The organism is Peribacillus sp. NPDC096379 (assembly GCF_044762875.1).
In the GTDB taxonomy this organism is placed as follows: Bacteria; Bacillota; Bacilli; order Bacillales; family DSM-1321; genus Peribacillus.
This window is the reverse complement of record NZ_JBIWFD010000002.1, coordinates 976846-999776: the sequence shown is the minus strand read 5'-3', so window position 1 is coordinate 999776 and position 22931 is coordinate 976846. Positions and strand designations below refer to the sequence as shown.

Sequence of the window (22931 nt, the reverse complement as noted above, 5' to 3'; positions counted from 1 at the left end):
CTAAAATTCAAAAGTGACCTTCGATTAAAGTGCCCTTAAGTTGAAAAAAGAAACCATAATTTATTCAGAATAGAACCAAGGGATAGCTGGTGGGATTCCTGCTTCCGGTAAAAGATAAACAATGACGAAATACAAACAAATTAATACACCCAAAAGAGAAACCAAAATAGAAAGTAAAGGATTGACTCTTTTTATAATTCCATATATTCCACAAACAAAGCTGGTGGCTAAGCCAAGGAATAACTCAAAAAATACCACTGGATATACAGAGAAATGTTCCATTACAAAAATTCTAATATTGTTAAAGATAGAAATAACCAAGATAAATAGGGCTTGTAAAATTAATCCCCGTACAGGAATACTCAATTAAAACCGCCACCACAACTTACAAATTATAACAAGAAATAATCATAAAATAGCATGATGGCGAATGCCATCTATAAAACGCCTCAAAAACCCGGTCCGAAAAAGTGCATTTTTCGGACCGATTTAACCCTAAACTCATTTATCTTCTAAAATATATGGTTAATTGCTGCTCTTCCTCAACAATATGGTCCGTTTGCTGAATAAGGTTTCTAAGGAACACATGAATGCTCTATACAAATCTAGTTAACATAAAGGAAATTTCCGGAACTTCCGAAACATAAACCCCCTTGGTGTTCAAGGGGCTCCGAATGTTCCATTTTTATCGTTTATACATGATTTTATACATGGTTGATGAATCAACATTTTCGGCTTCTGAAAAAGCCTGGTAGCTGCATAAAAAAAGGGTGCACCCGTTAGTTAAAGAACAACTTACTATAATAATTTAGACATATAATACTCGTTGAAAAGTGTGTCCTCTATCATAAGTGAGTTTCTTTTTGTTCCTTCTATCTCAAATCCCATTTTCTTATATAAAGATACTCCTACTTCATTTTGAGTGACCACTGTAAGTTCTAATCGTAATATATTATGAGTTATTGCCCACTCTTCTATCTTTTGGAATAGTTTCGTACCTATACCACGCCCTCTGTATTCTTTTAAAATACCAATAACAAGATAGACAGAGTGTTTATTTCTCCTTGCATTTCCACCAATGACTATTAAATAACCTACTAACTTTCCACCATCTTGTTCAGCGACAAATATCGTAGAATTAGCCTCTTCTTCCATTTGTTCCAACCGTTTACGTTGTTGCTCATTAGAAATTTTTCTTTCTCCTGCTTCCATAAGCATAAAATCAGCCTCAGATTCAACTTGCCGAATTAGACTTACAAAACTTTCAGCATCCTCAGGCTTTATCTCTCTAATTAACATTAGATTCCTCCTTTACCTGATAAACACACTCCAATATTATACAATATATTATTAAACTAATCTGCCCAGTTAGTTTAACAACTCATAAATCTACTGGTTGAAATTCAATTGATTTTGCTTGATACATTTTATCTCGATATTCATAAACAATAACAATTTCACCAATAAAGCCAGCTGGAAAAATTTTACCTGGGATTTTAGCAATAAGCTGATTGTCTTTTACTTCATAATCAATAATACTGCCAAAACCTATATCCGCAAATAAATTTGTAGGTCGTATTTTTAACGGTGTTATATCGACAATAGATACCTTGTCACCCACACTGATTTCGGCTTTTTCAGTCGATAATTTTGTTTTTACGTTTTTATATATAATTGCAATAGGATTATCAACAAGGACGTCAATCAATCCATTAGTATAACTATAAATATAAACTTCTTCATCTAAAGCACCAGTACCATAACTTTGCGTCAAGATTATGATTAGTTCTTTCTTCTTGTCTTTGTTAATATCTTCATAGAAAATTTTTGGGGCATAGGTAGGACTAGTATCGTTCATCCAAAAAGGTCTGAAGTAAGTCTCCCCTTTAAAATCAATTTTAAAATCGCGATATAGGCTACCCATCTTTTTTGCATAAACAGTTATATTATCTTTATCAGATTTTGCTATGGCAGTATGTCCTGGAATTGTTGATCCTGCTTTATTAGGAGCAATTACAAAAATAATTACTATTATTAAAAGGATGTATGCTTTCATAGAGAACACCTCATTTTAGTGTTCCCTAACTTGTTTTCTTATTCAAGTATCCTGCCCCTTTAGTTGAACAAGGTTTTTTTGAATGTATGATTTTAGCTATTTTCGTACATTAAAATCCTTGATATAACTGGGCCCTTTTGATAATCTATCATTTTCATACGTTGAATGTATGATAACGGATGATGATCATGAAAGAAAAGAACGTGCAGCTGTTGCGAACGGTCAAAGAAATTGAGGTTATGAAATGGGCGTTGCGGCGATATGGTTCCGAGGGTGTTGGCCAGCAAGATCCAGGAAATAAGTAAAGGGTTTCAACCTGCCTTCCTCAACAAAAAAAAGAAGCCTTTTAGCCCCTGCTCCTAACTGTCCTAACACATCTGTATACGTTATCTTGATAATCTACTAAGATACAATCACCGATATCTCCATAAGTCTCTTAAGATAACCTGATACCCGCTTATGAATCTCATAACTTCTCCTATGCTGTAGGCCGTAGGTTCGATTCCTATCTGGGACGCTTAATAAAAATAGCCAAAACTTTGCATATAGGTTTTGGCTGTTTATTTTTGTAGTACAGTTCAAGTCCTGGACTTGTAACAGGTCTTTTTCGGACAAAATACCAAAAATGATTTTATGACTTTTTTAATGTTTTTCGTTTATACCAAGATATTAGCTTTAGCAAACCTCATAAAAAATAAAATCAACCTTATATCTTATCTTAATCGTTCCCTACATGAAAAAAATCAAAGGGGTATGGAATGATTGTTGTTGTACGATAGAGTATTTCAGATACTGTTACACATTCATAATCATTTTTGTATAAATATTCCATGATATTTTCTAATGCTTTAACTGTCTGAGATGTTTGAGAAAATTCGCTACCAGTCCAATCATGGAATAGAATGATATTACCAGGTCTAACACCTTTTGTTATATGTCTAGAAATTTGGCTGGCTGCTGGGCTTTTCCAATCTTGTGGATCTTGATGCCATGACCACAGAATAACAAGTTTGCCATTTTTTATAGCCGAATTAATAATTAAATCATTGTAAAGGCCTCCAACTGGGCGATAAAGAGTTGGTTTATAACCAGTAAACAGCTTTATAATTTTATCTGTTTGATCTAATTCTGCTGTTAATTTAGCAGCTGTAATATTTCTGTCATAAATATGATTATAAGTGTGATTAGCAATTTCGTGTCCTTCTTTTACTTGCCTTTTTAAAATAGCAGGAAATCTTTTAACTTTATTACCTGCTACAAAAAAGGTTGCTTTTGCATTGTATTTAGCTAATATATCAAGTATTTGAGGAGTGAAAATGGGATGAGGTCCATCATCAAATGTGATTGCAACCATTTTTTCCCTAGTGTTTACTTCCCAAATTACGTGACCTGTTTTTTCATACGCCTCACGACTATCTGTGAAAGCGTATGCGAGTGTTTTTGTGGAACAAAAAGAAATGAATAAAAGAATGGGTAACATCCAAATTTTTTTCACGAATAATACACTCCTATGAAATATAAGTAGGAATACTACCAACTATTTATTTGCTATTATTTTTGATCAAGATAGCCTCAACATAGGGAAGCCAGCTATACATTCCAATAAGTGTCTTAGTGTATAATATATGGGTTTGTCAGCAGAACCCCATAGAGAGCGAAAAAGTACCTTATTAACAGATCGCAAAGGAATTAAGCGTCAATAAATCTACTCTTATTAATCGGTCCTTTATTCAATCAATTTATATTCTGAAATTAATTCTGACAATGAAACAACGTCCGCCTTTTTTCGTCTATGGGAATATATTCTTTTAAAACACCAACCATTTCCATCCACAAATTAACATTTAACCAATAGCAACTAGCTGTTCATATTCGGTTAATTTCCCCGCCAGTTTTTGCCTTGTTTTGTAATATGTTGGCTTGTATATACATTATCAAAAAAGAAATTGTTTTCCAAAAAAGGAACGTTCATTTCGTTAGCAGCTTACTGACGACACTTTTTCCCGTCGTCTTGCTATCGAGATAAAAAAGACCGTTCTCCTTACACACCTCGAGAACAATTTTCATCACTCTTTCATCCTGTGTTACTTTTGAACCCCTATGATGAATCATTCCGACAGCGTGAGGTATATCTTTAACTGCAGCTTCTACACGCTTACGTATTTCCTTATTGCTTAAATCAGTAGTAATTGCGCCTGGATCAAGCCAGCTTTACTTCCCTTTTATCGACTCCATTGGTAAATGAACAATAACATCATGCCCATATTGGCTAGCGAGCTCCGCATCTTCTTTCGTTGATGGCATAAAGGAAATAATTGCAATGGTTAGCTTTACTGGGAGCTTAATCATCTCCTCCGTTCCCTTCATATTATTACCTAAATCATCAATAACTATGGCTAAATAACTCTTCGGTGAAGAAAGAGATTCAGCTAACACTGGCTGAGATAAAGAAAAAAAGAAGAAAGACACTGCTAATTCATAGTTTCATCTCATCACTCTTCGTTTTTTATTAGCATTTTCCATTGTTCTTTAAATTACAGTAAGTGATGAATACATCCAGACTATTTTAGGAAAACTTTTTGTATGTAGTCTAAAGCTTTTTCAAAATATAATGAAATTGAGTGGAATAAATGCGATCTGTTATTACGGGCATTCTTTTATCAATTACCCTGTTCATTAACTGTTCCAATGTTTTAGCAAAAGATGAAAGTGTGGGCATTCGGATTGATATGCTCCCTTGGGGGGAAGTGGATGGGGTTTTGCCGAAGTACAGCAAATTTACAGTGTTGGATGTGGAAACAGGGAAAATGTTTAAGGTGCAGAGACGGGCAGGAAACCGCCATGCGGACGTTCAGCCCTTGACTTCGAAGGATACGAAAATAATGAAAGTGATATATGGCGGGAAATGGAGCTGGAAACGAAGAGCTATTATTGTCATTCAACATGATCAATGGATTGCGGCTTCAATGCATGGGATGCCACATGGTGCTGGTGCATTAGGAAATGATTTTCCTGGTCATTTTTGCATCCACTTTTATGGAAGTAAGACCCACCGCACAAACTCCATAGATTTATCACATAAACTAATGATTTTAAAAGCAGCAGGCAAACTTCAAGAGTATGTTACCAGCGCTGACCCGTTTGAACTAATTAATGCATATGTAGCTGGATTTAAGCAGCAGGATTCCCGGATAATCTCAACCATTTCCCTTCAGCAAATTGACTGGAAAGAGCATATTCAATCGGTTGAAAATATAAATTTGAAACGTATGTCTGTTTTTCCTGTTGAAGACCTAGTAAATAAAATAAGTCTTGAAGTGCCAGTTGAAATCGAATGGGTAAGTAATAATTCGGAAATAAAATACTTCAAAGGGGATATTTACTTATTCCGTTTTTCCCCCGCAGATGCATGGAAAATAGATAGTATCCGGTTTTTAAAAGATAGTTGTATTCTAAAGGAATTTAAAAATAAGAAAGAAAACACACTTTGGAGCAATCATTAAGGAAAAGTATACTTGTTTAAATAGAAAATACTCTGAAGAATATCTCATCCCCAGAGTATTTTCACACTATTATAAATATATTTTAATCTTATTTAACAGCTTCTTTTAATTCCTTACCTGGTTTAAAGGCAGGCACTTTAGAAGCAGCAATTTGTATTTCTTCTCCTGTTTGTGGGTTTCTACCCGTTCGAGCTGCTCGGTCGCGCACTTCAAACGTGCCAAATCCAACCAATTGGATTTTCTCTTCTTTAGCAAGCGTAGTAGAGATTGTTTCAATCCATGCATTCACTGCTTTTTTAGCGTCTTCTTTTGTTAGTTCTGCTTGTGTTGCCACAGCATTCACTAGATCTGTTTTGTTCATCGTCAAACACCTCGTCTTTTATTCTTATTGGTATGTAGTAGTTCCACCATCAACACAACATACGTTCGTCATGTCTGTCTAAGAGTAGTACTTTGCGAAAGACTGATAAGGTGTATTATGTAAACTTGTACTCAGGTAGTTACAACATACTGGATCTACTAAATTGAACGACCTCTGTATGAGGAAACAAAGTTATGTACATTGAGGACATGAATTTGAGTACAAACAATTATTAATCTTCTCAAAACCGCAGCACACATAACACCGTTCAAAAATTCATGAACAGGGTTAAATTAGGTTGTTAAAGCATAGATACAATTACTGAGTTGCCTTAAAAGAGAGATTCTTATACCTATATCTCATACACTATATTCTTCTGGTAGGGATGATGATAACTTGCAATGGTGCTATGATTACGTCAAAGCTTTAACGACAACCTTTGTATATGCTCCACCTTGAACGCTATTCTGAACGGTAATGAAGCCTTGCTTTTCACTATATACTCCTGTTCTGTATTTTTTACCAACATCCTGTCCTTGTTTATTCAAACTGTATGGATCAATTATTCCGAAAAAATATCCCATTAATCTCCTGAAAGTTACCACCGCTGGATCAAATCCTGTTTTTACACATTCGGCGTAACCATCATAATCACCCTCAAGAGTGTGACTTGTTCCATTAGCTCTTCCCGCTTCTGTAAACTTAACTCCAGGTAAAGTTTTTACAAAAGCTTGTACTCCCCATAAACATCCACCTGCAAAATATACTATTTCCATATTGTTCTCCCCCTTATGCAGAAAATTAGCCCAACAATCCCAGAATGGAGTAACTAAATTTGACCTCAGTCTTAAAATTAATTAATTCTTATTCAACTAACGCTACCCGTTAGTTGAACAAGAAAAAATGGCTGCGATAAAACAACCATATTTTGAACCAACATATAGTGAGTAAAACTACTTCAGCTGGGTAGTATATGTTTAGGATGGTGTGCTTTCATCATTAGCATATTCCCCATTAATAAACAAGGAAGTGAATAGATGAATCAGAGTAACGAACGCAATAACTTTGATGGAAATGTAGAAGAAAGTGGCAACAATCAAGCTGGTAGTAATGCTAATCAAGGTGCGAGTGACTTTGGTGAAGCAGCAGCAGCAGGAACTCTTAATGGAGCCGTTGCGGGTGCTATGATAGGTGCTCAATTTGGACTAATTGGTACTGTAATAGGCGGTGTTTCAGGCGGTGCTATTGGTAACCAGATTGTAGAGGGGGCTGAAGTCGATGACAAAACAGCTTCCAAAAATCATGATGAGAGCAATAATAACTCTATAAATAAGTAGCAGGCACTTTACAAAAATGTATTTGTGTTAATCTCACCAAAAAAGGACCGTCAAAAAGACAGATTTTTTTTTCACTAAAGCACCTCGTTAGTTTAAAATGCTTCATTTATAATGGGTAATATTATTAATTACCCATTCCTTTTCTATGTCAAAAAGGAAATCCCACTTTTTAGATTTTATCCAATCAAATAACTCATTAATTTCCTTATTGTCTTCTTCAAAACGAATAAGAAACCCAAGTGCTAATATTAGGTCATCACTTTCGACATTCCTTTTCTTTTTAACATAGTCTTTATACGTTCGATAACAGGTTTAATGGCAGTTTCATTTCCTTGTCTATTGATACCTAACAATTCATAGCCTCTAACTGCAACAGAACGGTCTTGTAAAGCCTCTAAAAAAGTCGGAAGTAAAGAATCATCCCCTATTTATTTCATTTAGTGCCCATAAAGCTGAACATTTAACGCCTCCTTTGTGATGTTCAAGTAAATTTATAAGATGAGAAATAGCTTTATTTGTACCAATCTTAGATAATACAGCATTTGCATAGGTTAGGTCATATACATCTGTTGACTCCGTTATAATTTTAATGAGTGCCTCCTCTGCAACAGAACTTTTACATGCCCTTAATGCCTCAATTGCAGAGTGTCTGACTGCTGTACGCTTATCGTTAATGAATTTAATGATTTGAGAACAATCTTCAATTTCAATTTCTCCTTGTCCAATTGTTTCAAGGAGTGTAGATAATTTATGAGTATTTTCTTCTTCATTAAAGTTTACCCTAAAAAACCGCAGTTTTTCCATTTGAATCCTTCTTCAACTATCCTGCTTCGTTACTTTAAGTACATTTCTTCACAAGCTCTTCTAATTATTAACATGGATACCCAATTTTCTTAAAAGGTGTTGTTCAACAATCTGGCCCGTTTGCTGAATAAGGTTTCTAAGGAACACATGAATGCTCTATACAAATCTAGTTAACATAAAATTGCTTATCGGTACTGAAAAAGGATCTTCGACTGGAAGATCCTTTTAGCTGCTTATTGAATTAACGCACCCGTTACTTTAAGTACATTTCTGTTCACGAATAATAAAGTTCTTTAATTACAATAAAGTCGTTTAAAACATAATAAAGTTGTTTATAAATATCAGTCGTGTTATTCCATTATGAAGGATTGTACTTAAACGAACGGGGGAGGTTAATACAATGGGCTGTTTTCAAAAAAATTGTTTCATTTTTACTACTTTTTCAATAATTACCTGCTAAGATCGTAGTATAAAAAGGTGTTATTTGAAATTTCAATAATAGTGTTAACATTCAAATGAATATGGGGGCGAAAAAATGTTTAATAAAGACTCAGAGAAGAATAAAGACTCCAAGATGAGATTTGAAGAAATCCTTACAGAAAATGGTGTGGCTAATGGAAGCAAAATAGCTAATGGAAACAGAATAATAGTAGATAAAGAAACAGGAATTCATTATTTATTTAGTTGGAGTGGATATGCAGGGGGAATTACCCCGTTATTGGATAAGGATGGAAAACCAATGATAAAACCAAATAATGAATAACACACTTCATCTTGTTCAACTATATGGTAGCTTTAGTTCCACAAGGAAATAAACAACTTTATTATCCGTTTTAATTTCGGAAGTAAAGCTGAACTTAATCTTTTTAAAGAACTTTAAAAGGAGATACTACAATTTAAGTAGTGTCTCCTTTACGTTTTTATAAGTGAATTTTAATGACTTTATTATTCCTACTCAATTTCTTCACAAACTTAATATGGTGCGATTGCTCTTATTAAACAATCGCACCCGGTAGTTAAGTAACTTTATTTGACTTTCTGTTTAAACACTCGTCACAAAATGGCGAATCGGGTTTTCAGCCTTGCGGCATTTTGCTCATATCCATATACAACGCGTTCCACCGATGACCGTCCGGATCGGCAAAACCGCAGCCGTACATCCCGCCACCCTTTTCGCCCGGCTTGCTGAATACAGTGCCGCCGGCAAGTTCAGCTTTCAAGGCGAACTCATCAACTTCATCCCTGGAGTTCGCCCCCAGAGAGAATAACACTTCAGTGCCCTGCCACGAATCCGCAACCGCATTACCAGCAAAACCGCGGAACGCGGATTCCGGGAAGAGCATCAAAACAACCTGATTGTCGCCGACGATCAAGCTGAATGAGCCGTCTTGACTCGCATACTGCTCATTCAACCGAAAACCGAGCTGGGTATAAAACTCCTTTGCCCGTTCTGGTTCTCGCACTGGCAGGTTCAACCATAATTCTCTCGACATACCTAACAACCTCCTGATATAGAGATGCAGCAATCACTCACCCCTATATAACTTCAATGCTTATTATAATCTTTCCTTCTTGTTTGGAAAAAATCCTTATTCAACTATCTTGCTTCGGAATAAAAAAATGCTATCTCACGTTCGGTAGTTCTCACCTTAGTGTAAGAAGAATTATTTAATTCGTTTAATAATTTTTGTATTTAATTCACTGATTTCGGAAAGATGCCACTCTAATGTTGTTAATACTCTGTGTACTTCAAAAAGGTTAATTTCTAATTCAGTTAAGTTCTTTAAATCCTTTTCTTTAATTAAACTTAATACGGTCTCAAAATCAGTAATGACGTCTTTAAAATCAATTAAATTTTGAAACTGTTCCTCAATATCTTCATTAGATATTAAGTTATTTTCAGAATTAATATTTTTCAACAAATACAGTAGTTCCAACAATTTATCATCCAAGCTTCTCACTTCCTATATCATCATTTCCTCTTATTTTTAACTTCTTTTTTTTTTAACTAAACTGCTTCTTTAGTTGAAGAAGGGGTCTTTCCGAATGTATGATTTTGCATATTTTCATACATTCAAAAGAGTGTAAAAAAGGCCGCCAATCGGCGGTCTTCTTATGGCTCTAACGCACCCGTTAGCTTAACATCAAAAAAGGACCTAATAAAACAGGCTATCATTTATATATTTTATTCATATACCATAACCCAATATTTTTCTTCCGGTTTACCTTCTTCAACAACTTTCTTCCAACCATTATTTTCATAGAATTTCATTGCCTTTTGATTTTCAGACACACACTTCAATTTTATTGGTTTATTCATTTTTTCTATAGAGGCATTAACCAGTTGACCACCAACACCTTTACCTGAGAAATCAGGGTGAACAAATAAATTATGTATAAAATTATCTGGCAAGTACAAAGAAGCAAATCCAAGAATTTTAGCATCTTCCTCTGCTAAAATTATACACTCTCCTACAGTATGCTTATCAAAATCTTCTAAAGTCATTTCTTCTATATCTGCCCAATAAAAACTCTTACGACGTGATTCTAAATATATACGTCTTAAAGCAGGGTAGTCTAATTCACTTGCTACTCTAATATCCATATTTTCACTCTCACTTTCTTTTACAAAGATAAATAATAACAATCTGTATAGAATTATTTCCATTCATAGATTTTCCTTCTTCAACTAACCTGCCCCTTTACTACAATAAGGTAAAACACATAATATTTCTTCTATTTTTTAATACCTTAACCATTAGGTATCCCAGACCGACAAGTAGAGCTAATATTAATATTGGAATTAATATATTTAATGACGTATAATCTCTCGCACATTAACCCGTTTGTCTAATTCATGGCATTCTAAATTCACTAAATAACCATCGTCATTCCATCTATTATGACTTTGCAAGATAGATGGTTTGCTACCGGCTTTACAGCTTTCACTGGCAATGCTAATAGCAACGATATTTCCTTTCACATAGTGAAATACTCGATCTCCTTCCTTTACTTCCGTCATCCGTTTCCATGAATGTGGTACATTGCCTCCTTTATCTTGTTGTGGAGACCAAATAATACCTAGATCTTTTTCTTCCTGGTAAGTGTGCCCTTGCATTACAATAAAATTATTCAAATTGCTTCCCCCTAAACCACGTGCCTGTTTGTTTGTTTGTTTATTTGTATATGGTACATTATTGAAAAGGGATCTGCTTATCGGCAATTTCTCCTTTTTTGACGTGTTTCTTCTATAACTATCCTTAAATTGAGTTGTATCGAGCAAAGGCATATCTACCACCACGATATCAGCCTGGATATTCTTCGTGATGTCATTCCACTCCTGTAAAATTTCTTCTTTGTTCCGGCCAAAACGATCTAAGGAATGGATATATAGGACGTCTCCTTTTCTCAACATTCGTTTAAGCAACTGATATTGAGTTCGATTAAAGTCCTTTCCACTTTGTTTGTCCATGAAAATATCTCGTTCGCCTATTCCCTTTGCTTTCATGGCTTCAAGTTGTCGTCCCTCGTTTTGATCCTTGCTGCTAACTCGTATGTATCCAAACTTTCGAACGTCCATTTAAATCGCCTCCATTTTGCTTCTTTTTCTATTAGTCTATCAAAAACGTTCATAAAAGTATGTGAAATTCAACGGACGTTCATAAAGCGTTTTATAAGTTTTACGAACGTTAATATCAACTGTTTTCAAACAGAAACACCCCGTTCATAAAAGTGCACTTTTACGAACGGGTTAACGATATCTATGCTATTTAAAGTAGAAAGTGACTTCTTTATCCGTTCACTACTAGAATTCGGGCAGTATTGGACTTTGTCTTGTTTAGCAGACTCATCTGTCCCAATTCAGAAGATTAGACACCGACTTTTTGAAGTTCCCTTGCCTTTAATTCACGTCGAAGGATTTTTCCGCTAATCGGCGTCTTAGGCAACTCCTCAAGAAATTCAATTTCTCTTGGTGCTGCATGAGCTGCAAGTCCACTTCGTACAAATTGGCGGAGCTCTTGCAGTAACCCATCACTTGCTTCATAGCCATTCTTTAAGACGATAAACGCCTTCACGATTTCCCCTCTCACCGCGTCTGGTTTTCCAATGACACCCACTTCTGCAACAGCTGGATGTTCGATCAATTTACTCTCCACTTCAAACGGACCGATTCGTTCACCTGAAGAATTGATCATATCGTCGCTCCGGCCTTGGAAGAAGATATAGCCGTTGTCATCGATTGTCGCCAAATCACCAGACACAAACCACCCCTCGAACGGGAAGTACATCGAATACTTAGCAGGGTCTTTCCACACTTCCCGCATCATGGCAGGCCAATTTGCTTTCAAAGCTAAATTACCAACTTCACCAGGCGCAAGCTTTTCGCCATCTTCTCCTAGAATCGCCGCTTCAATTCCTGGAAATGGTCTTCCCATCGATCCTGGAATAATCTTCTCGGATGGCAGATTAACAATGAGTTGAGCCCCTGTTTCTGTCATCCACCACGTATCATGGATACGATTGGACAACGTTTTGATCCCCCAACGGATCACTTCTGGATTTAACGGCTCGCCCACGCTTAAAACATGCCGGATCTTTGACAAATCATAAGTCGCTGTCTTTCCATCCCCTTCCGCCATCAACATTCTGAAAGCCGTCGGCGCACTATACCAAACTGTGACACCAGATTTCTCCAACACGGAATACCATTCATCGGCATTAAATCTACCGCCGTGAATTATAATCGTTGCCCGGTTAAGTAGTGGTGCGAAAACACCGTATACCGTTCCTGTCACCCAACCAGGGTGGGCGGTGCACCAATACACATCCTCTTCTTTCAAATCCAATACCCATCTGCCTGTAATGTATTGTTGGATCATTGCTCGATGCGCATGGACAATTCCTTTCGGGCGACCTGTCGAACCACTCGTATAATGAATATTAAGCGCATGTTCTAAATCCACCCACTCGATGATTTCTTCTTCAACTTCAACAGCTCGCGCCTCCGCAAATAACGAAATCTCATCACTATTGCATTGTTCTGGTTCCGCCGTTATCAAAACCGTTTTCAGTGACGGCAATTCCGCACGCGGCACCCGTTTCATCAACTCTGGTGAAGTAATTAAATAAGTCCCCTCACAATCAGCAATCCGCTCCTTCACTGCATCTTCCATAAACGCTTCAAAAAGCGGTCCGACAACAGCACCAAGCTTAATTGCGGCGAGCATTGCGATATGGCAATCGGGATGCTTTGATAAAAATATAAAGACGAAATCCCCTTTTTTCACCCCTTGCTTTTTCAAAACAGTAGCCCAGAGATCAGATTTCTCTTTCAATTCGCGATACGTTAATGTATAATCTTCATTTTCCCCAAAATAATGTAGCGCGACTTTCTCCCCAAACCCTTCCACGACATGGCGATCCACACATTCATAGGCCATATTCACTTTTCCAGTAACAGACCAACTAAAATTCGATTCAAGTTTTTCCCATGTGAAATCCTCTCTTGATGGAAGGTCAGCTGTTATATTATAATTTCCTTCATATGGATAAATCACTTCTTCATTTGCCATGTTTAATCAACCGCCTTTTCGATATGTAATAACTCTAGTATTTCCGCCTTTTTCGCTGCCAGAAACGAATTACCTCGATCCCGTGGTTTCACTACATCAATCGTCATTTCCGCCTGCAATGTCCCGGGCTGACCACGAGGATGAAAATCCCGTCACATAAGTAAAGTGCTTCGTCAATGTCATGCGTAACGACCACCATCGTCGTTAAACGTTTCTTTTGAATTTTTAACAATAAATCTTGCAGTTGCATTTTAGTGAAAGCATCCAGCGCACTATACGGTTCGTCAAGAAGTAAGACATCGGGCTGGCCAATAAGTGCACCTCCATTTGTTAGTTGTGTCTAACAATTGGGGTGCAGTTCATTTTGAGCGGGTGGCTGTTGTATTTTTATGATGTAATATTTACGCGGCCGACTTGTTTTGCGGGATGGCTATTAGTCAGTTGGTCATTTAATATTTTTGTTAATTTTCAGAATTATAGAACCGAGGTGTAGCTCGGTTTACCACTTAGATGTAAGTTAATTATGACATTGATAAATCAATATAGCATAACACCTGAATTCTATCGCTTGTTATAGTTTTAAACTATATCTATGATTATTATTCTGCGATCATTTCATAAATATTGTTATCCCGGTTCTGGTGCAAAAAGATTAAATTGATTGCAAGTAATCTCTAAATCTTGGACATACTGATACTATTACTCTAAAAGAGGGGGGGGATCAGTATGGAAAAACAAAATTTGGTCAAATGGTAACATTATCAACCTGATATTATTTTATTAACGGTGAGATGGTACCTACGGTACAACCTTAATTTTCGTGATTTAGTGGAAATGATGGAGGAGCGAGGCCTGTTGATCGCTCATACAACCATTATGCGTTGGGTTCATCAGTATAGTCCCAAATTAGATAAACGAATCCGTCGTCGTAAATCTAAAAATACCAAAGCAGCCAAGCGATTTTTCAAAAAAGCCTTGGCTGTTTGTCATTCTACAACACCACGTGTCGTTACTGTTGATAAAAATCCAGCGTATCCTTTAGCCATTGAACAGTTAAAAGAAGAAAAGCAGATGCCTGAAGGCATCCAACTAAGGCAAGTTAAATATCTCAACAATATCGTGGAGCAGGATCATCGCTTATTAAAAAACGAATTCACCCGATGCTTGGATTAAAGTCCTTACGGACTGCCAAACGAATTATTGCGGGGATAGAGGCTATGCACATGATCAAAAAAGGACAGACTCTCCAAAGGGAGATGTCTGTCCAAAATCAAAAAGAATTCATCCATCAACTGTTTGGACTAATTGCTTAGGATCAGGGGTCACTAGAAAACTTTCGCTTTTTTATATTTTCTTCAAGTATTTGCACCAGAACCTGTTAAAACACATTCCACATAGGTGCGGGAATGACTAATCGATTCTGATCACTATAGCGCATTTCTGTTATAATCTCACTTTCATTCCCTAATTCAATCTTTTTAATCCAATCCGGCTCCATAAGAAGTGCTCTTCCTAACGCAATTAATGGTATTCCAGATTCCAGCGCTTTAAGTGCATCATCGGCTGTTTGAATGGAACCTATCCCCATCACAGGTATACGATCTCCTACTTTCTGCATAATCCAATGCAGACGACTATTTGTAGCCGGTGCTCCTCTCCTAGGAACTGACCAAAAATCACCGCTTGATATGTGGAGATAATCTAATTCTTTATATGACAATTGATCCATTAATTCTAACGAATCAGCCATTGTAAATCCTAATGGACCTGTTTCTTCAGGTGAAATACGATAGCCTACAAGAAAAGGCTTTTTTGCATGTTGTTTGACAGTTTGCAGAATTTGATCAACTACAGCCAATGGAAATTTCATCCGTTTTTCAAATGAACCACCCCAGTGATCGTCCCTTCTATTCGTCTGTGCAGAGAAAAATTGATGGATGAGATAATGGTTGGCACCGTGAATTTCAACACCATCGAAACCCGCGGCAATTGCACGTCGAGTTGCTTCGCCGAAATCTGTTATAAGTTGATCAATTTCCCCACTATTTAATGCACTGAGATATTCGTGTTGAGGGCTTGTTCGATCACGAAATACATTTTGAAAGCCAGCATGGAAAATTTGTAAAACTGCCGTGGTACCTTGTTTTTTTAATGTAGATGCCAGCCGAGTTAAGCTAGGTATGGTGACATCTGTATCTGCTCCGAATCCACCATTCCAAGCTTTCCCGTCTAATGTTACGTGCGCACAAGCAGTAATGACCATTCCAACCCCATTTGCGCGACGACTATAATAATTAAGTTCATCTTCGGACACACTACCATCATCATAAGCTGATTTAGTCGTCATTGGTGCCATCGAAATACGGTTTTTTATCTTCACACCACTACGAAAAACATATGGTTCAAAAAGCGGTTTATATTGTGCTTTCATGTTTTCTTCAACCCTTTCTAAAAATAAAATTGCACACAATCTCATCTTAATTTGCTGACTTAGCTCTTCTTAATGCTTATTTCTTACTCTAGCAATTCATCTATTTGTAGATAGCGCTCTCCACTATCTTGAAGTTTTAATTTGTATTGTACAGAAGAACTTAGAGCCTCTCCTTTTACAACCCTTTTCCATATTGCTTTAATTTCAACTAACACTCTATGATCACTCAGTGTTTCAGTGTCAATACTCTCTATTTCATAGTGGCCATGTTGTATTTGGTCTGGTAACTGTCTCCTAAAATTAGTCCACCCTTCATAACTTTTATACCCCCTCCTTCAGCGAAAATAAAAGGTTGTCCATCCTTTACCAATAATTCTTTAATTTCTTCAAGATTAAAATTTTCACGTAAATAAACCCATCGATATACGAAAGAGTGAACACGATTTTCCTGGTATGAATCGGCAAATACTTTGTTAGGGTTATGCTCGGCAGGTGTTTTGTTAATAAATGTGAAAAGAGCTGAGTTATCTCCAGTGAATGTTACCAACGTCTGATAATGAATGATTGCTCCACCTACTTGATTACCTGCCTGAATGACTTGATAGGCCACTTTCATTCTTACTTCAGCTAAATCTTCACTTAATGGATTATAGATAAATTCTTTAATAAAATGAGAATCTACTTCCTCAGGGATGTTTGCCACCCATTCAGCAGCTGAGTCTTTTCCATCAGCCAACAAGTGTGAAGAAGCATGTAGAATTTTTATATCTTCACTTAAAATTTCTAGTTGTTTGTTTATATCTTTATTTTCCCCTTCAAAATAGGCAAACCAACGATGTGCAATATCACGTGCAGCATGTTCTCTAATTTTTTCTCGAACATTCATATCATCTAATTACTCCTTTCTTACTCTAAGGTTGATAGAAGATATATGTTATTGATTAGATAAGTTAAATGCTTCTGCCAGTAACCGAATTGACTTCATGCGGTTATGGGCTCCAGAAATATTAGGTAAGATTGTTATTTCATTCGTACCATAAAGCTGAGCTAATTTTTCAATTTGATCTTTCACTTTTTCAGCATTCCCAACAAGTACACGATTTCGATTTCCCGAAATACGTTCCATTTCATGCGGACTATACGGATAGTCCATTGCTGTTTGAATAGATGGATAAGAAGTGGGTGGTTGTAATGATTCAGATTTGAGAAGCCACAAATCAAAAGCCTTGGCAATCTCTTCTGCCTCTTCATTTGTTTCAGCTACAACAGCAAATACCCCGATCATTACTTTAGGTTTGTCAAATAAGGATGACTGTTTAAAGTTCTCTCGATAATGTTTAACTGCAGCTAAGCCATCTCCAAATGGATTAATAAAATGGGCAAATGTAAATGCAGTGCCATTTTCAGCAGCGATACTTGCACTCCCTCCGCCAGCTCCTAAAACCCACATTTCTGGTTTTGTATCAATGACAGGCGTAGCAATCAATCCATTAAAACGATGGCCTTCTGCAAATTCATCTGTTAAAAAACTTTTCAAATCTACAACTTGCTGCTCATATTGAAGTGGTCTTGATTTTTCTTCGTTTAAAGCATAGCTTACTAAACGGTTTGCCCCAGGCGCTCTCCCTATCCCCAAGTCAATACGATTTGGATACAATGCTTCTAACATACGAAAATTTTCAGCTACTTTATATGAACTATAGTGCGGAAGCATAACCCCTCCTGAACCAATTCGAATACGCTCCGTTGACGCCGCTAGGTGCGTCATCAACATTTCAGGATTGCTACCAGCAAGCGATAACATTTGGTGATGCTCAGATACCCAAAATCTACTATAGCCAAGTTTGTCAGCTGTCTTTGCTAATTCAGTTGTTTGAAGTAACGCTTCGCGTGCATTATGACCTTCATCTATTGGAGAATAATCCAGTATATTTAATGAAATCATTATTTTCCACTCCCTGTTTGATTACTATTAATTAATTGGTACTCTACTATCCGTCCATACTTAGACAAGACTCCAGTAAGTTAGAATTAGCTTTAATGACTTTCTATAGTAAAAGTCGAAATTTCATCAATGAACACTCTGGCATGATCTATTGCCTTTATTGCTGTTGGAGCAGAAAACGCAGCATCCATACTTTCTTTGTCCCTGAACCAAAACTCTACAATCCCGTCAATTGGAAGCTCTTCGTAAGGTACAGATTTACCTGCTATAAGTCTATTTAAAACTAAATTTTGCGTATAACCTAAAACACCAGGAAATGTATGTGGAACCATTTCCGCATGCACCTTACACCATTCATATTCAAATTTTTCCGGACTAACATCAGCTGGACGTTTCAGAACTTGCATCATTTTATAGATACCTTTGTCTTCCGCTGTAGGTATAACTATATTCTGCTTTGTTACTACTGATTTTAAGTCACCCATATCACTTCTATTCAATGCATCGATTGCATTAGAGTTTGAAGCCTCCTCTGCTGATGACTGGTCATCAAACCATACTTTAAAAAAGGCTTCCACCCGTTCAGAGCTTCTAGGGTAGTCTTCGTTTCCAAGACCTGATGGTTGTGTAGATTCAACTACATAATTTTGTGCGTACTTTTGGAATCCATCCATCTGGGACATATTTACCTCATGTTCATCTAAATGTTTACGGAAATTGTCTGAGGAAACCCCTTCTTTTTTGTTAAATAGATCTATTCTTGCAATCATCATATACATCCTTTCTGTCTTGAAGATCTTAATTGATTAAAAATATTATAAGTATGTAAATAGGGACCTTTTCACACACAGTACATCCATTAGGTCAAAATAAATACGCAGGTCGTTTTAAGCATTCCCCCTTTCAAATACGTTACCCTCGGTATAAAAGAACTTCTCAAATTTCCACTTACCGTCAATCTTACGTAAACTGCAATCATATGTGGCACTAAAAAAGTTCCGGTTAATCGTATCTTTCGTTACGTGAACTGGAGTGCGTCTAAAGATTTTCATATTTGCAACGTCCCCAATCACTTCTATTTCATAGTCTCCAATTGCATGATGCGAAGAAACACGACCAGATCTAAAAGTCGAAATCACAGTCATTAATTCTCTTTTATTGTCTATTCTCCCAACAGGGACTAAATTCGCTTCTAATTGTTCTGTAAAAAGGTCTTTCATAAGACCAATATCATGATCGGTAGCCCAAGCATATTGGGTATAAGCATCTAATATTTGTTCCTCATCAGAACCAAACTCATCCGATTTTGGGAACACACGCCACGGTGAATCTAATTCGCTAATTATTTTCGGAAGTGTCATGTTTGGAGACCATCCGATGGTTCTGCGTGGTTCTTTCCAATGCTGAATACCTGGGTTGGATCCTATCAACCAGTCCAGCTCAAATCGTAGATCAACAATTTCCCAGCCTTCATCTGTCAATTCATATGAGTTAGTAAAATAACCACCAAACCAGGCTTCTTGGTTATCCTCTTCTAATGTATCTACAACAAAGCCAGTTAGGTACGCTGACTGTTTCCCTATATTTCCTTCTGTGGCAGTATAATTGTTTGATATGAAATGCTTTACAACACTCTTGGGAAATATTGGGTTTGACAACCCTTTAATCGCTTCCTGCTTACCCTCTAAATCGCCAATATTACTAAAACTGATTTTCACATTATCCGACAGCAATTTCGCTATCGGTGAGATATCTCCAGCCTCCATACCTGATAAAAACTGCCCGAAAACACCTTCTATTGCGGCTCTTTTAGTTTGTTTTTTCATATTGTCTTGCATCCTTTCCTTTGGAACTAGGAGAAAACTCCCCCTAACATGAATATTCGTATATCTATATAAGTAGATTATATGTACAAAAAAAGAAGAACCTCCTTTTCTCTATAAGTTATTTTGCAAATACATCGTAAACTCGCGGATGGTTTCTTCATTTCTTCTGTAATAAGTCCACTGCCCAATACGTCTTGACTCTAACAATCCCGCATTCCTCATCGTATTTAGATAACTGGAAATCACTGATTGTGCTAACCCAGCTTTTTCTTGTATATCTCCTACACATATACTGTTAGTAAAATCCGTGTCGGTTGGAAGATGGTGCTGAACACCAAAATGTTGCTCCGGATTTTTCAACCACTCTAAAATCTGATTCCGTGTCTCATTCGACAAAGCTTTAAATATTAATATTTTATCCATACGCTTATTATATCCACTTTATTAGATATGTAAATTCATATGCTTCATGATATGAAAATTCGTGACAATTCAAACAAACTTTATTTCAAGAAGAGTTTACATAATCGCAATTTCAGGAAGTAACCGTACCAAAAACCCCTCGAGTACCAAGGGGGTTAATGTCTTTTATTTTTATTATTTATGCATGATTTTATATATCGTTGGTACATCAGCATTTTCGTCTTCTGAAGAAACCTCTCAACTTCATAAAAAATGCTAGTTTTAAACTAATAAAAAAGGACATTTCATCTAAGCCCTCTCCCTGGTATCGGCCCCACCTACGCCAGATACTATGACGGCCACACATGCCATCCAACCCATTATCATTATAATAGAAAACGCTTACATTTACTACTATTAATAGAACGCAAGTTTCGACATAAAAGTGAAAATCCTTATCAAAGTACTCTGTGGGTTTTTGATTCATACATATTTGTGTCACTTTATTAGTTTCAAACATACTATTAATTAGCCCACGCAAATAGTTAGTTCCTCCTTTATAACAAAAGGAGATGTTTGTATATGTCAGGTTGTGGTGTTGATGGCGGCTGCGGATTTGGTGGAGGATTTGCCTTATTAATCGTATTGTTCATACTCTTAATCATTATTGGAGCCAGCTTCTGCGGTGGATTTTTTTGATAGTAAATAACAATAAGGACGGCCATTGATGGTCGTCTTTTTTTATTTAAACCTTTACTGGTTCCGATGGCTTGAACTCGGCAAGAACTTAGCGTTTGAAAATCGAGTCGAACAGATGCTTATTTCAGCTTGTCGAAAATCAGTCATTACAACTGTTGAAATGATTAGGAGAGCATAAAAAAGACCTCTAATCTGAGTTCATTTACTTACTTTAGGTCAGATAGATTTTCTCCTGTAATAATTTCAAATAGTATTGCTGACTTATTCTTATCTAATTGAGCATATTTACTTTCAGCATCGATTACAAGTTCTACTTTGTCTTTATTTGGACTTATCCAAAGTTCATACAACACTGCTTTCGCTTCAATATCTGGATTTTTATATTGAAAACCAAATCTGTAATCAGAAGGTCGTTCCATTTCCACTTTTGCATTTTCCCAATCAATATCATTTAATACTTCTTTCGCTTTTATAACTTGTTCACTATTAATAATTTCTTTGAAGTCCTCGTAATTATATTCATCACCAATAAGTTTTTGGACTTTAATACTCTGTTCTTCATTTTCTAATGCGTTCGAACAACCAACGATGAAAATTGAAATTATTCCAAAAAAGACAAATAAAATTTTTTTCAAGGTCTTTCCCCCTTTTTATTATAAGACGGATGGTGTTTGGAAAAGTTTCGAAATTATCCTATATATTTTAAAAAACAACAATCTTTGCAAAAAGAACCTTTGCCTTAAATAATCTTTGTCTAAGGGTATTTTTCGCACCATGTTATAGAAATTTCAACTCCATTTTGATCAATCTTTGTGTTGATAATATAAAAAAGGTCAACCGGAGTTTCCTATCTTTATAAAGAAGGGATTTCGGTTTTTCTTGTAGTTTAAGAACATGTTAAGTGATAATAAAGTTATTCCATTAAAGGGCCATTTTGTGGTGTATAGAGGATTCAGAGGTACATCTTGAATTTACAGTGATACCATTAAATTACATAAGGGGCGTTTGTATGGATAGTACAATTCGTAAATTGCCGTTTTATAATAAAATAGGTCTTGTTTTTAGGAGGTAAAACATGGATTACATTTCACCGAAAGAGGCGACGTTAAAGGTGAAACGGTGGCCTAAAGATAGCATAGCGGCGGGTCGTCGTCATACAGTTGCTCTTAAATCTAACGGAACAGTGACGGCTGTGGGTGATAATAAATATGGTCAATGTGATGTAAGTGACTGGCGCGATGTTGTGGCGGTTGCGGCGGGTAATGTTCATATGGCGACGAACACGGGTAATGCTCATACAATCGGTCTTAAATCTAACGGAACGGTTGCGGCTGTGGGTTGGAATAAGCATGACCAATGCAATGTAAACGACTGGCGCGATATTGTAGCGGTTGAGGCAGGTTGGCGTCGTACCATTGGTCTTCAATCGGATGGCACGGTAGTAGCTGTGGGCCGAAATAATGAAGGCCAATGCAATGTAAGCGGCTGGCGTGATATGGAGGCAGTTGCGGCGGGTGACTGGCATACCGTCGGTCTTCAATCGGATGGCACGGTGACGATTGTGGGTAATAATCGGTATGGTCAATGCAATGTAAGCGGATGGAGCGACATAGTGGCGGTATCCGCGGGTTACCTTCATACGGTCGGGCTTAGATCTGACGGCACAGTGGCGGCTGTGGGTTTGAATAAGCATGACCAATGCGATGTAAGCGGATGGAATGGTATTGTGGCGATAGCGGCGGGTAGTAATCATACCATCGGGCTTAGATCTGACGGCACAGTGGCGGTTGTGGGTTTGAATAAGCATGGACAATGCAATGTAAGTGGGTGGCGCGATATTGTGGCGGTTGCGGCGGGTTGCGCTCATACCATCGGGCTTAGATCTGATGGCACGGTGGTTGCTGTGGGTGATAATGAATATGGCCAATGCGATGTAAGCCGCTGGCACGGCATCCAACTGCCCAGCATGATGAATTCCATGGACATATTTTAAA

At 36.9% G+C, this 22931-nt stretch carries 23 protein-coding genes and 5 pseudogenes; 7 read left to right on the top strand and 21 right to left on the bottom strand.

What is annotated here, in order from left to right:
* Positions 1-60: 60 nt before the first annotated feature.
* The 5 genes and pseudogenes from ACIQZI_RS13965 to ACIQZI_RS13945 form a co-directional block, all read right to left on the bottom strand.
* A complete protein-coding gene (locus tag ACIQZI_RS13965; RefSeq protein WP_403073901.1) occupies positions 61-366 on the bottom strand; it encodes a hypothetical protein in 306 nt (101 codons plus the stop codon).
* Between the two features lie 432 nt (positions 367-798).
* Positions 799-1299 carry a GNAT family N-acetyltransferase gene (locus ACIQZI_RS13960; protein WP_403073899.1) on the bottom strand — a complete coding sequence of 167 codons (501 nt, stop codon included), beginning with the start codon at positions 1297-1299 and terminating at the stop codon, positions 799-801.
* Positions 1300-1381: 82 nt separating this feature from the next.
* Positions 1382-2056: a hypothetical protein gene (locus tag ACIQZI_RS13955; protein WP_403073897.1), complete on the bottom strand. Its 675-nt coding sequence runs from the start codon at positions 2054-2056 to the stop codon at positions 1382-1384.
* Positions 2057-2774: 718 nt separating this feature from the next.
* Entirely contained in the window at positions 2775-3551 is a 777-nt protein-coding gene (locus ACIQZI_RS13950) for a polysaccharide deacetylase family protein (RefSeq protein WP_403073895.1), read from the bottom strand.
* A 231-nt stretch (positions 3552-3782) separates the two neighbouring features.
* Positions 3783-4525 (bottom strand): annotated as a pseudogene (locus ACIQZI_RS13945) (divergent polysaccharide deacetylase family protein).
* 161 nt (positions 4526-4686) lie between these two features.
* On the opposite strand from ACIQZI_RS13945, the gene ACIQZI_RS13940 reads away from it, so the two are divergent.
* Positions 4687-5559, top strand: a complete 873-nt coding sequence (locus ACIQZI_RS13940) for a hypothetical protein (RefSeq protein ID WP_403073893.1) — start codon at positions 4687-4689, stop codon at positions 5557-5559.
* Positions 5560-5647: 88 nt separating this feature from the next.
* Here ACIQZI_RS13940 and ACIQZI_RS13935 read toward each other — a convergent pair whose 3' ends face one another.
* Positions 5648-5920 carry an HU family DNA-binding protein gene (locus tag ACIQZI_RS13935; RefSeq protein WP_062179987.1) on the bottom strand — a complete coding sequence of 91 codons (273 nt, stop codon included), beginning with the start codon at positions 5918-5920 and terminating at the stop codon, positions 5648-5650.
* Between the two features lie 491 nt (positions 5921-6411).
* A pseudogene (locus tag ACIQZI_RS13930) lies at positions 6412-6696 on the bottom strand (peptide-methionine (S)-S-oxide reductase); the annotation flags it as partial.
* Between the two features lie 261 nt (positions 6697-6957).
* Between ACIQZI_RS13930 and ACIQZI_RS13925 the strand changes: the two are divergent.
* On the top strand, positions 6958-7257 hold the full coding sequence (locus ACIQZI_RS13925; protein WP_403073891.1) for a glycine zipper 2TM domain-containing protein: 300 nt from the start codon (positions 6958-6960) through the stop codon (positions 7255-7257).
* Positions 7258-7674: 417 nt separating this feature from the next.
* Here ACIQZI_RS13925 and ACIQZI_RS13920 read toward each other — a convergent pair whose 3' ends face one another.
* Entirely contained in the window at positions 7675-8061 is a 387-nt protein-coding gene (locus ACIQZI_RS13920) for a HEAT repeat domain-containing protein (protein ID WP_403073889.1), read from the bottom strand.
* Between the two features lie 535 nt (positions 8062-8596).
* On the opposite strand from ACIQZI_RS13920, the gene ACIQZI_RS13915 reads away from it, so the two are divergent.
* Positions 8597-8824: a DUF6440 family protein gene (locus ACIQZI_RS13915; RefSeq protein ID WP_403073887.1), complete on the top strand. Its 228-nt coding sequence runs from the start codon at positions 8597-8599 to the stop codon at positions 8822-8824.
* A gap of 313 nt (positions 8825-9137) precedes the next feature.
* On the opposite strand, the gene ACIQZI_RS13910 is transcribed toward ACIQZI_RS13915, so the two are convergent.
* The 6 genes and pseudogenes from ACIQZI_RS13910 to ACIQZI_RS13885 all read right to left on the bottom strand — a co-directional run bounded on the left by ACIQZI_RS13910 (position 9138) and on the right by ACIQZI_RS13885 (position 13884).
* The gene (locus ACIQZI_RS13910; protein WP_403073885.1) at positions 9138-9554 is read right to left on the bottom strand and encodes a VOC family protein; all 417 of its coding nucleotides are present in this window, start codon (positions 9552-9554) and stop codon (positions 9138-9140) included.
* Between the two features lie 171 nt (positions 9555-9725).
* Positions 9726-10013 (bottom strand): hypothetical protein, encoded by a 288-nt coding sequence (locus ACIQZI_RS13905; RefSeq protein WP_403073883.1) that lies wholly within the window; start codon positions 10011-10013, stop codon positions 9726-9728.
* 233 nt (positions 10014-10246) lie between these two features.
* Positions 10247-10666, bottom strand: a complete 420-nt coding sequence (locus tag ACIQZI_RS13900) for a GNAT family N-acetyltransferase (protein ID WP_403074046.1) — start codon at positions 10664-10666, stop codon at positions 10247-10249.
* A 648-nt stretch (positions 10667-11314) separates the two neighbouring features.
* Positions 11315-11641: pseudogene (locus ACIQZI_RS13895) on the bottom strand (recombinase family protein); the annotation flags it as partial.
* 289 nt (positions 11642-11930) lie between these two features.
* Positions 11931-13634 carry an acetate--CoA ligase gene (acsA, locus tag ACIQZI_RS13890; RefSeq protein WP_403073881.1) on the bottom strand — a complete coding sequence of 568 codons (1704 nt, stop codon included), beginning with the start codon at positions 13632-13634 and terminating at the stop codon, positions 11931-11933.
* Between the two features lie 103 nt (positions 13635-13737).
* Positions 13738-13884, bottom strand: a complete 147-nt coding sequence (locus ACIQZI_RS13885) for a hypothetical protein (protein WP_403073879.1) — start codon at positions 13882-13884, stop codon at positions 13738-13740.
* A gap of 584 nt (positions 13885-14468) precedes the next feature.
* On the opposite strand from ACIQZI_RS13885, the pseudogene ACIQZI_RS13880 reads away from it, so the two are divergent.
* A pseudogene (locus tag ACIQZI_RS13880) lies at positions 14469-14947 on the top strand (IS6 family transposase).
* A gap of 65 nt (positions 14948-15012) precedes the next feature.
* On the opposite strand, the gene ACIQZI_RS13875 reads toward ACIQZI_RS13880, so the two are convergent.
* The 6 genes from ACIQZI_RS13875 to ACIQZI_RS13850 all read right to left on the bottom strand — a co-directional run bounded on the left by ACIQZI_RS13875 (position 15013) and on the right by ACIQZI_RS13850 (position 20259).
* Complete coding sequence (locus tag ACIQZI_RS13875; RefSeq protein WP_403073877.1) at positions 15013-16065, bottom strand: NADH-dependent flavin oxidoreductase; 1053 nt, start codon at positions 16063-16065, stop codon at positions 15013-15015.
* A gap of 250 nt (positions 16066-16315) precedes the next feature.
* A complete protein-coding gene (locus tag ACIQZI_RS13870; protein WP_403073875.1) occupies positions 16316-16951 on the bottom strand; it encodes a hypothetical protein in 636 nt (211 codons plus the stop codon).
* 48 nt (positions 16952-16999) lie between these two features.
* Positions 17000-18010 carry an LLM class flavin-dependent oxidoreductase gene (locus tag ACIQZI_RS13865; RefSeq protein ID WP_403073873.1) on the bottom strand — a complete coding sequence of 337 codons (1011 nt, stop codon included), beginning with the start codon at positions 18008-18010 and terminating at the stop codon, positions 17000-17002.
* Between the two features lie 92 nt (positions 18011-18102).
* The gene (locus tag ACIQZI_RS13860; protein WP_403073871.1) at positions 18103-18783 is read right to left on the bottom strand and encodes an EthD domain-containing protein; all 681 of its coding nucleotides are present in this window, start codon (positions 18781-18783) and stop codon (positions 18103-18105) included.
* A gap of 114 nt (positions 18784-18897) precedes the next feature.
* Positions 18898-19836 (bottom strand): nuclear transport factor 2 family protein, encoded by a 939-nt coding sequence (locus ACIQZI_RS13855; protein ID WP_403073869.1) that lies wholly within the window; start codon positions 19834-19836, stop codon positions 18898-18900.
* Between the two features lie 111 nt (positions 19837-19947).
* On the bottom strand, positions 19948-20259 hold the full coding sequence (locus ACIQZI_RS13850; RefSeq protein WP_062180111.1) for an ArsR/SmtB family transcription factor: 312 nt from the start codon (positions 20257-20259) through the stop codon (positions 19948-19950).
* Positions 20260-20820: 561 nt separating this feature from the next.
* On the opposite strand from ACIQZI_RS13850, the gene ACIQZI_RS13845 reads away from it, so the two are divergent.
* The gene (locus ACIQZI_RS13845; RefSeq protein WP_082675207.1) at positions 20821-20937 is read left to right on the top strand and encodes a YjcZ family sporulation protein; all 117 of its coding nucleotides are present in this window, start codon (positions 20821-20823) and stop codon (positions 20935-20937) included.
* Positions 20938-20989: 52 nt separating this feature from the next.
* Positions 20990-21115: pseudogene (locus ACIQZI_RS13840) on the top strand (IS1595 family transposase); the annotation flags it as partial.
* 28 nt (positions 21116-21143) lie between these two features.
* Here the strand turns inward: ACIQZI_RS13840 and ACIQZI_RS13835 are convergent.
* Complete coding sequence (locus tag ACIQZI_RS13835; RefSeq protein WP_403073866.1) at positions 21144-21572, bottom strand: hypothetical protein; 429 nt, start codon at positions 21570-21572, stop codon at positions 21144-21146.
* Positions 21573-22012: 440 nt separating this feature from the next.
* Here ACIQZI_RS13835 and ACIQZI_RS13830 point away from each other — a divergent pair, with 440 nt between their 5' ends.
* Entirely contained in the window at positions 22013-22930 is a 918-nt protein-coding gene (locus ACIQZI_RS13830) for an RCC1 domain-containing protein (RefSeq protein ID WP_403073864.1), read from the top strand.
* The last annotated feature ends 1 nt before the right edge of the window (position 22931 follow it).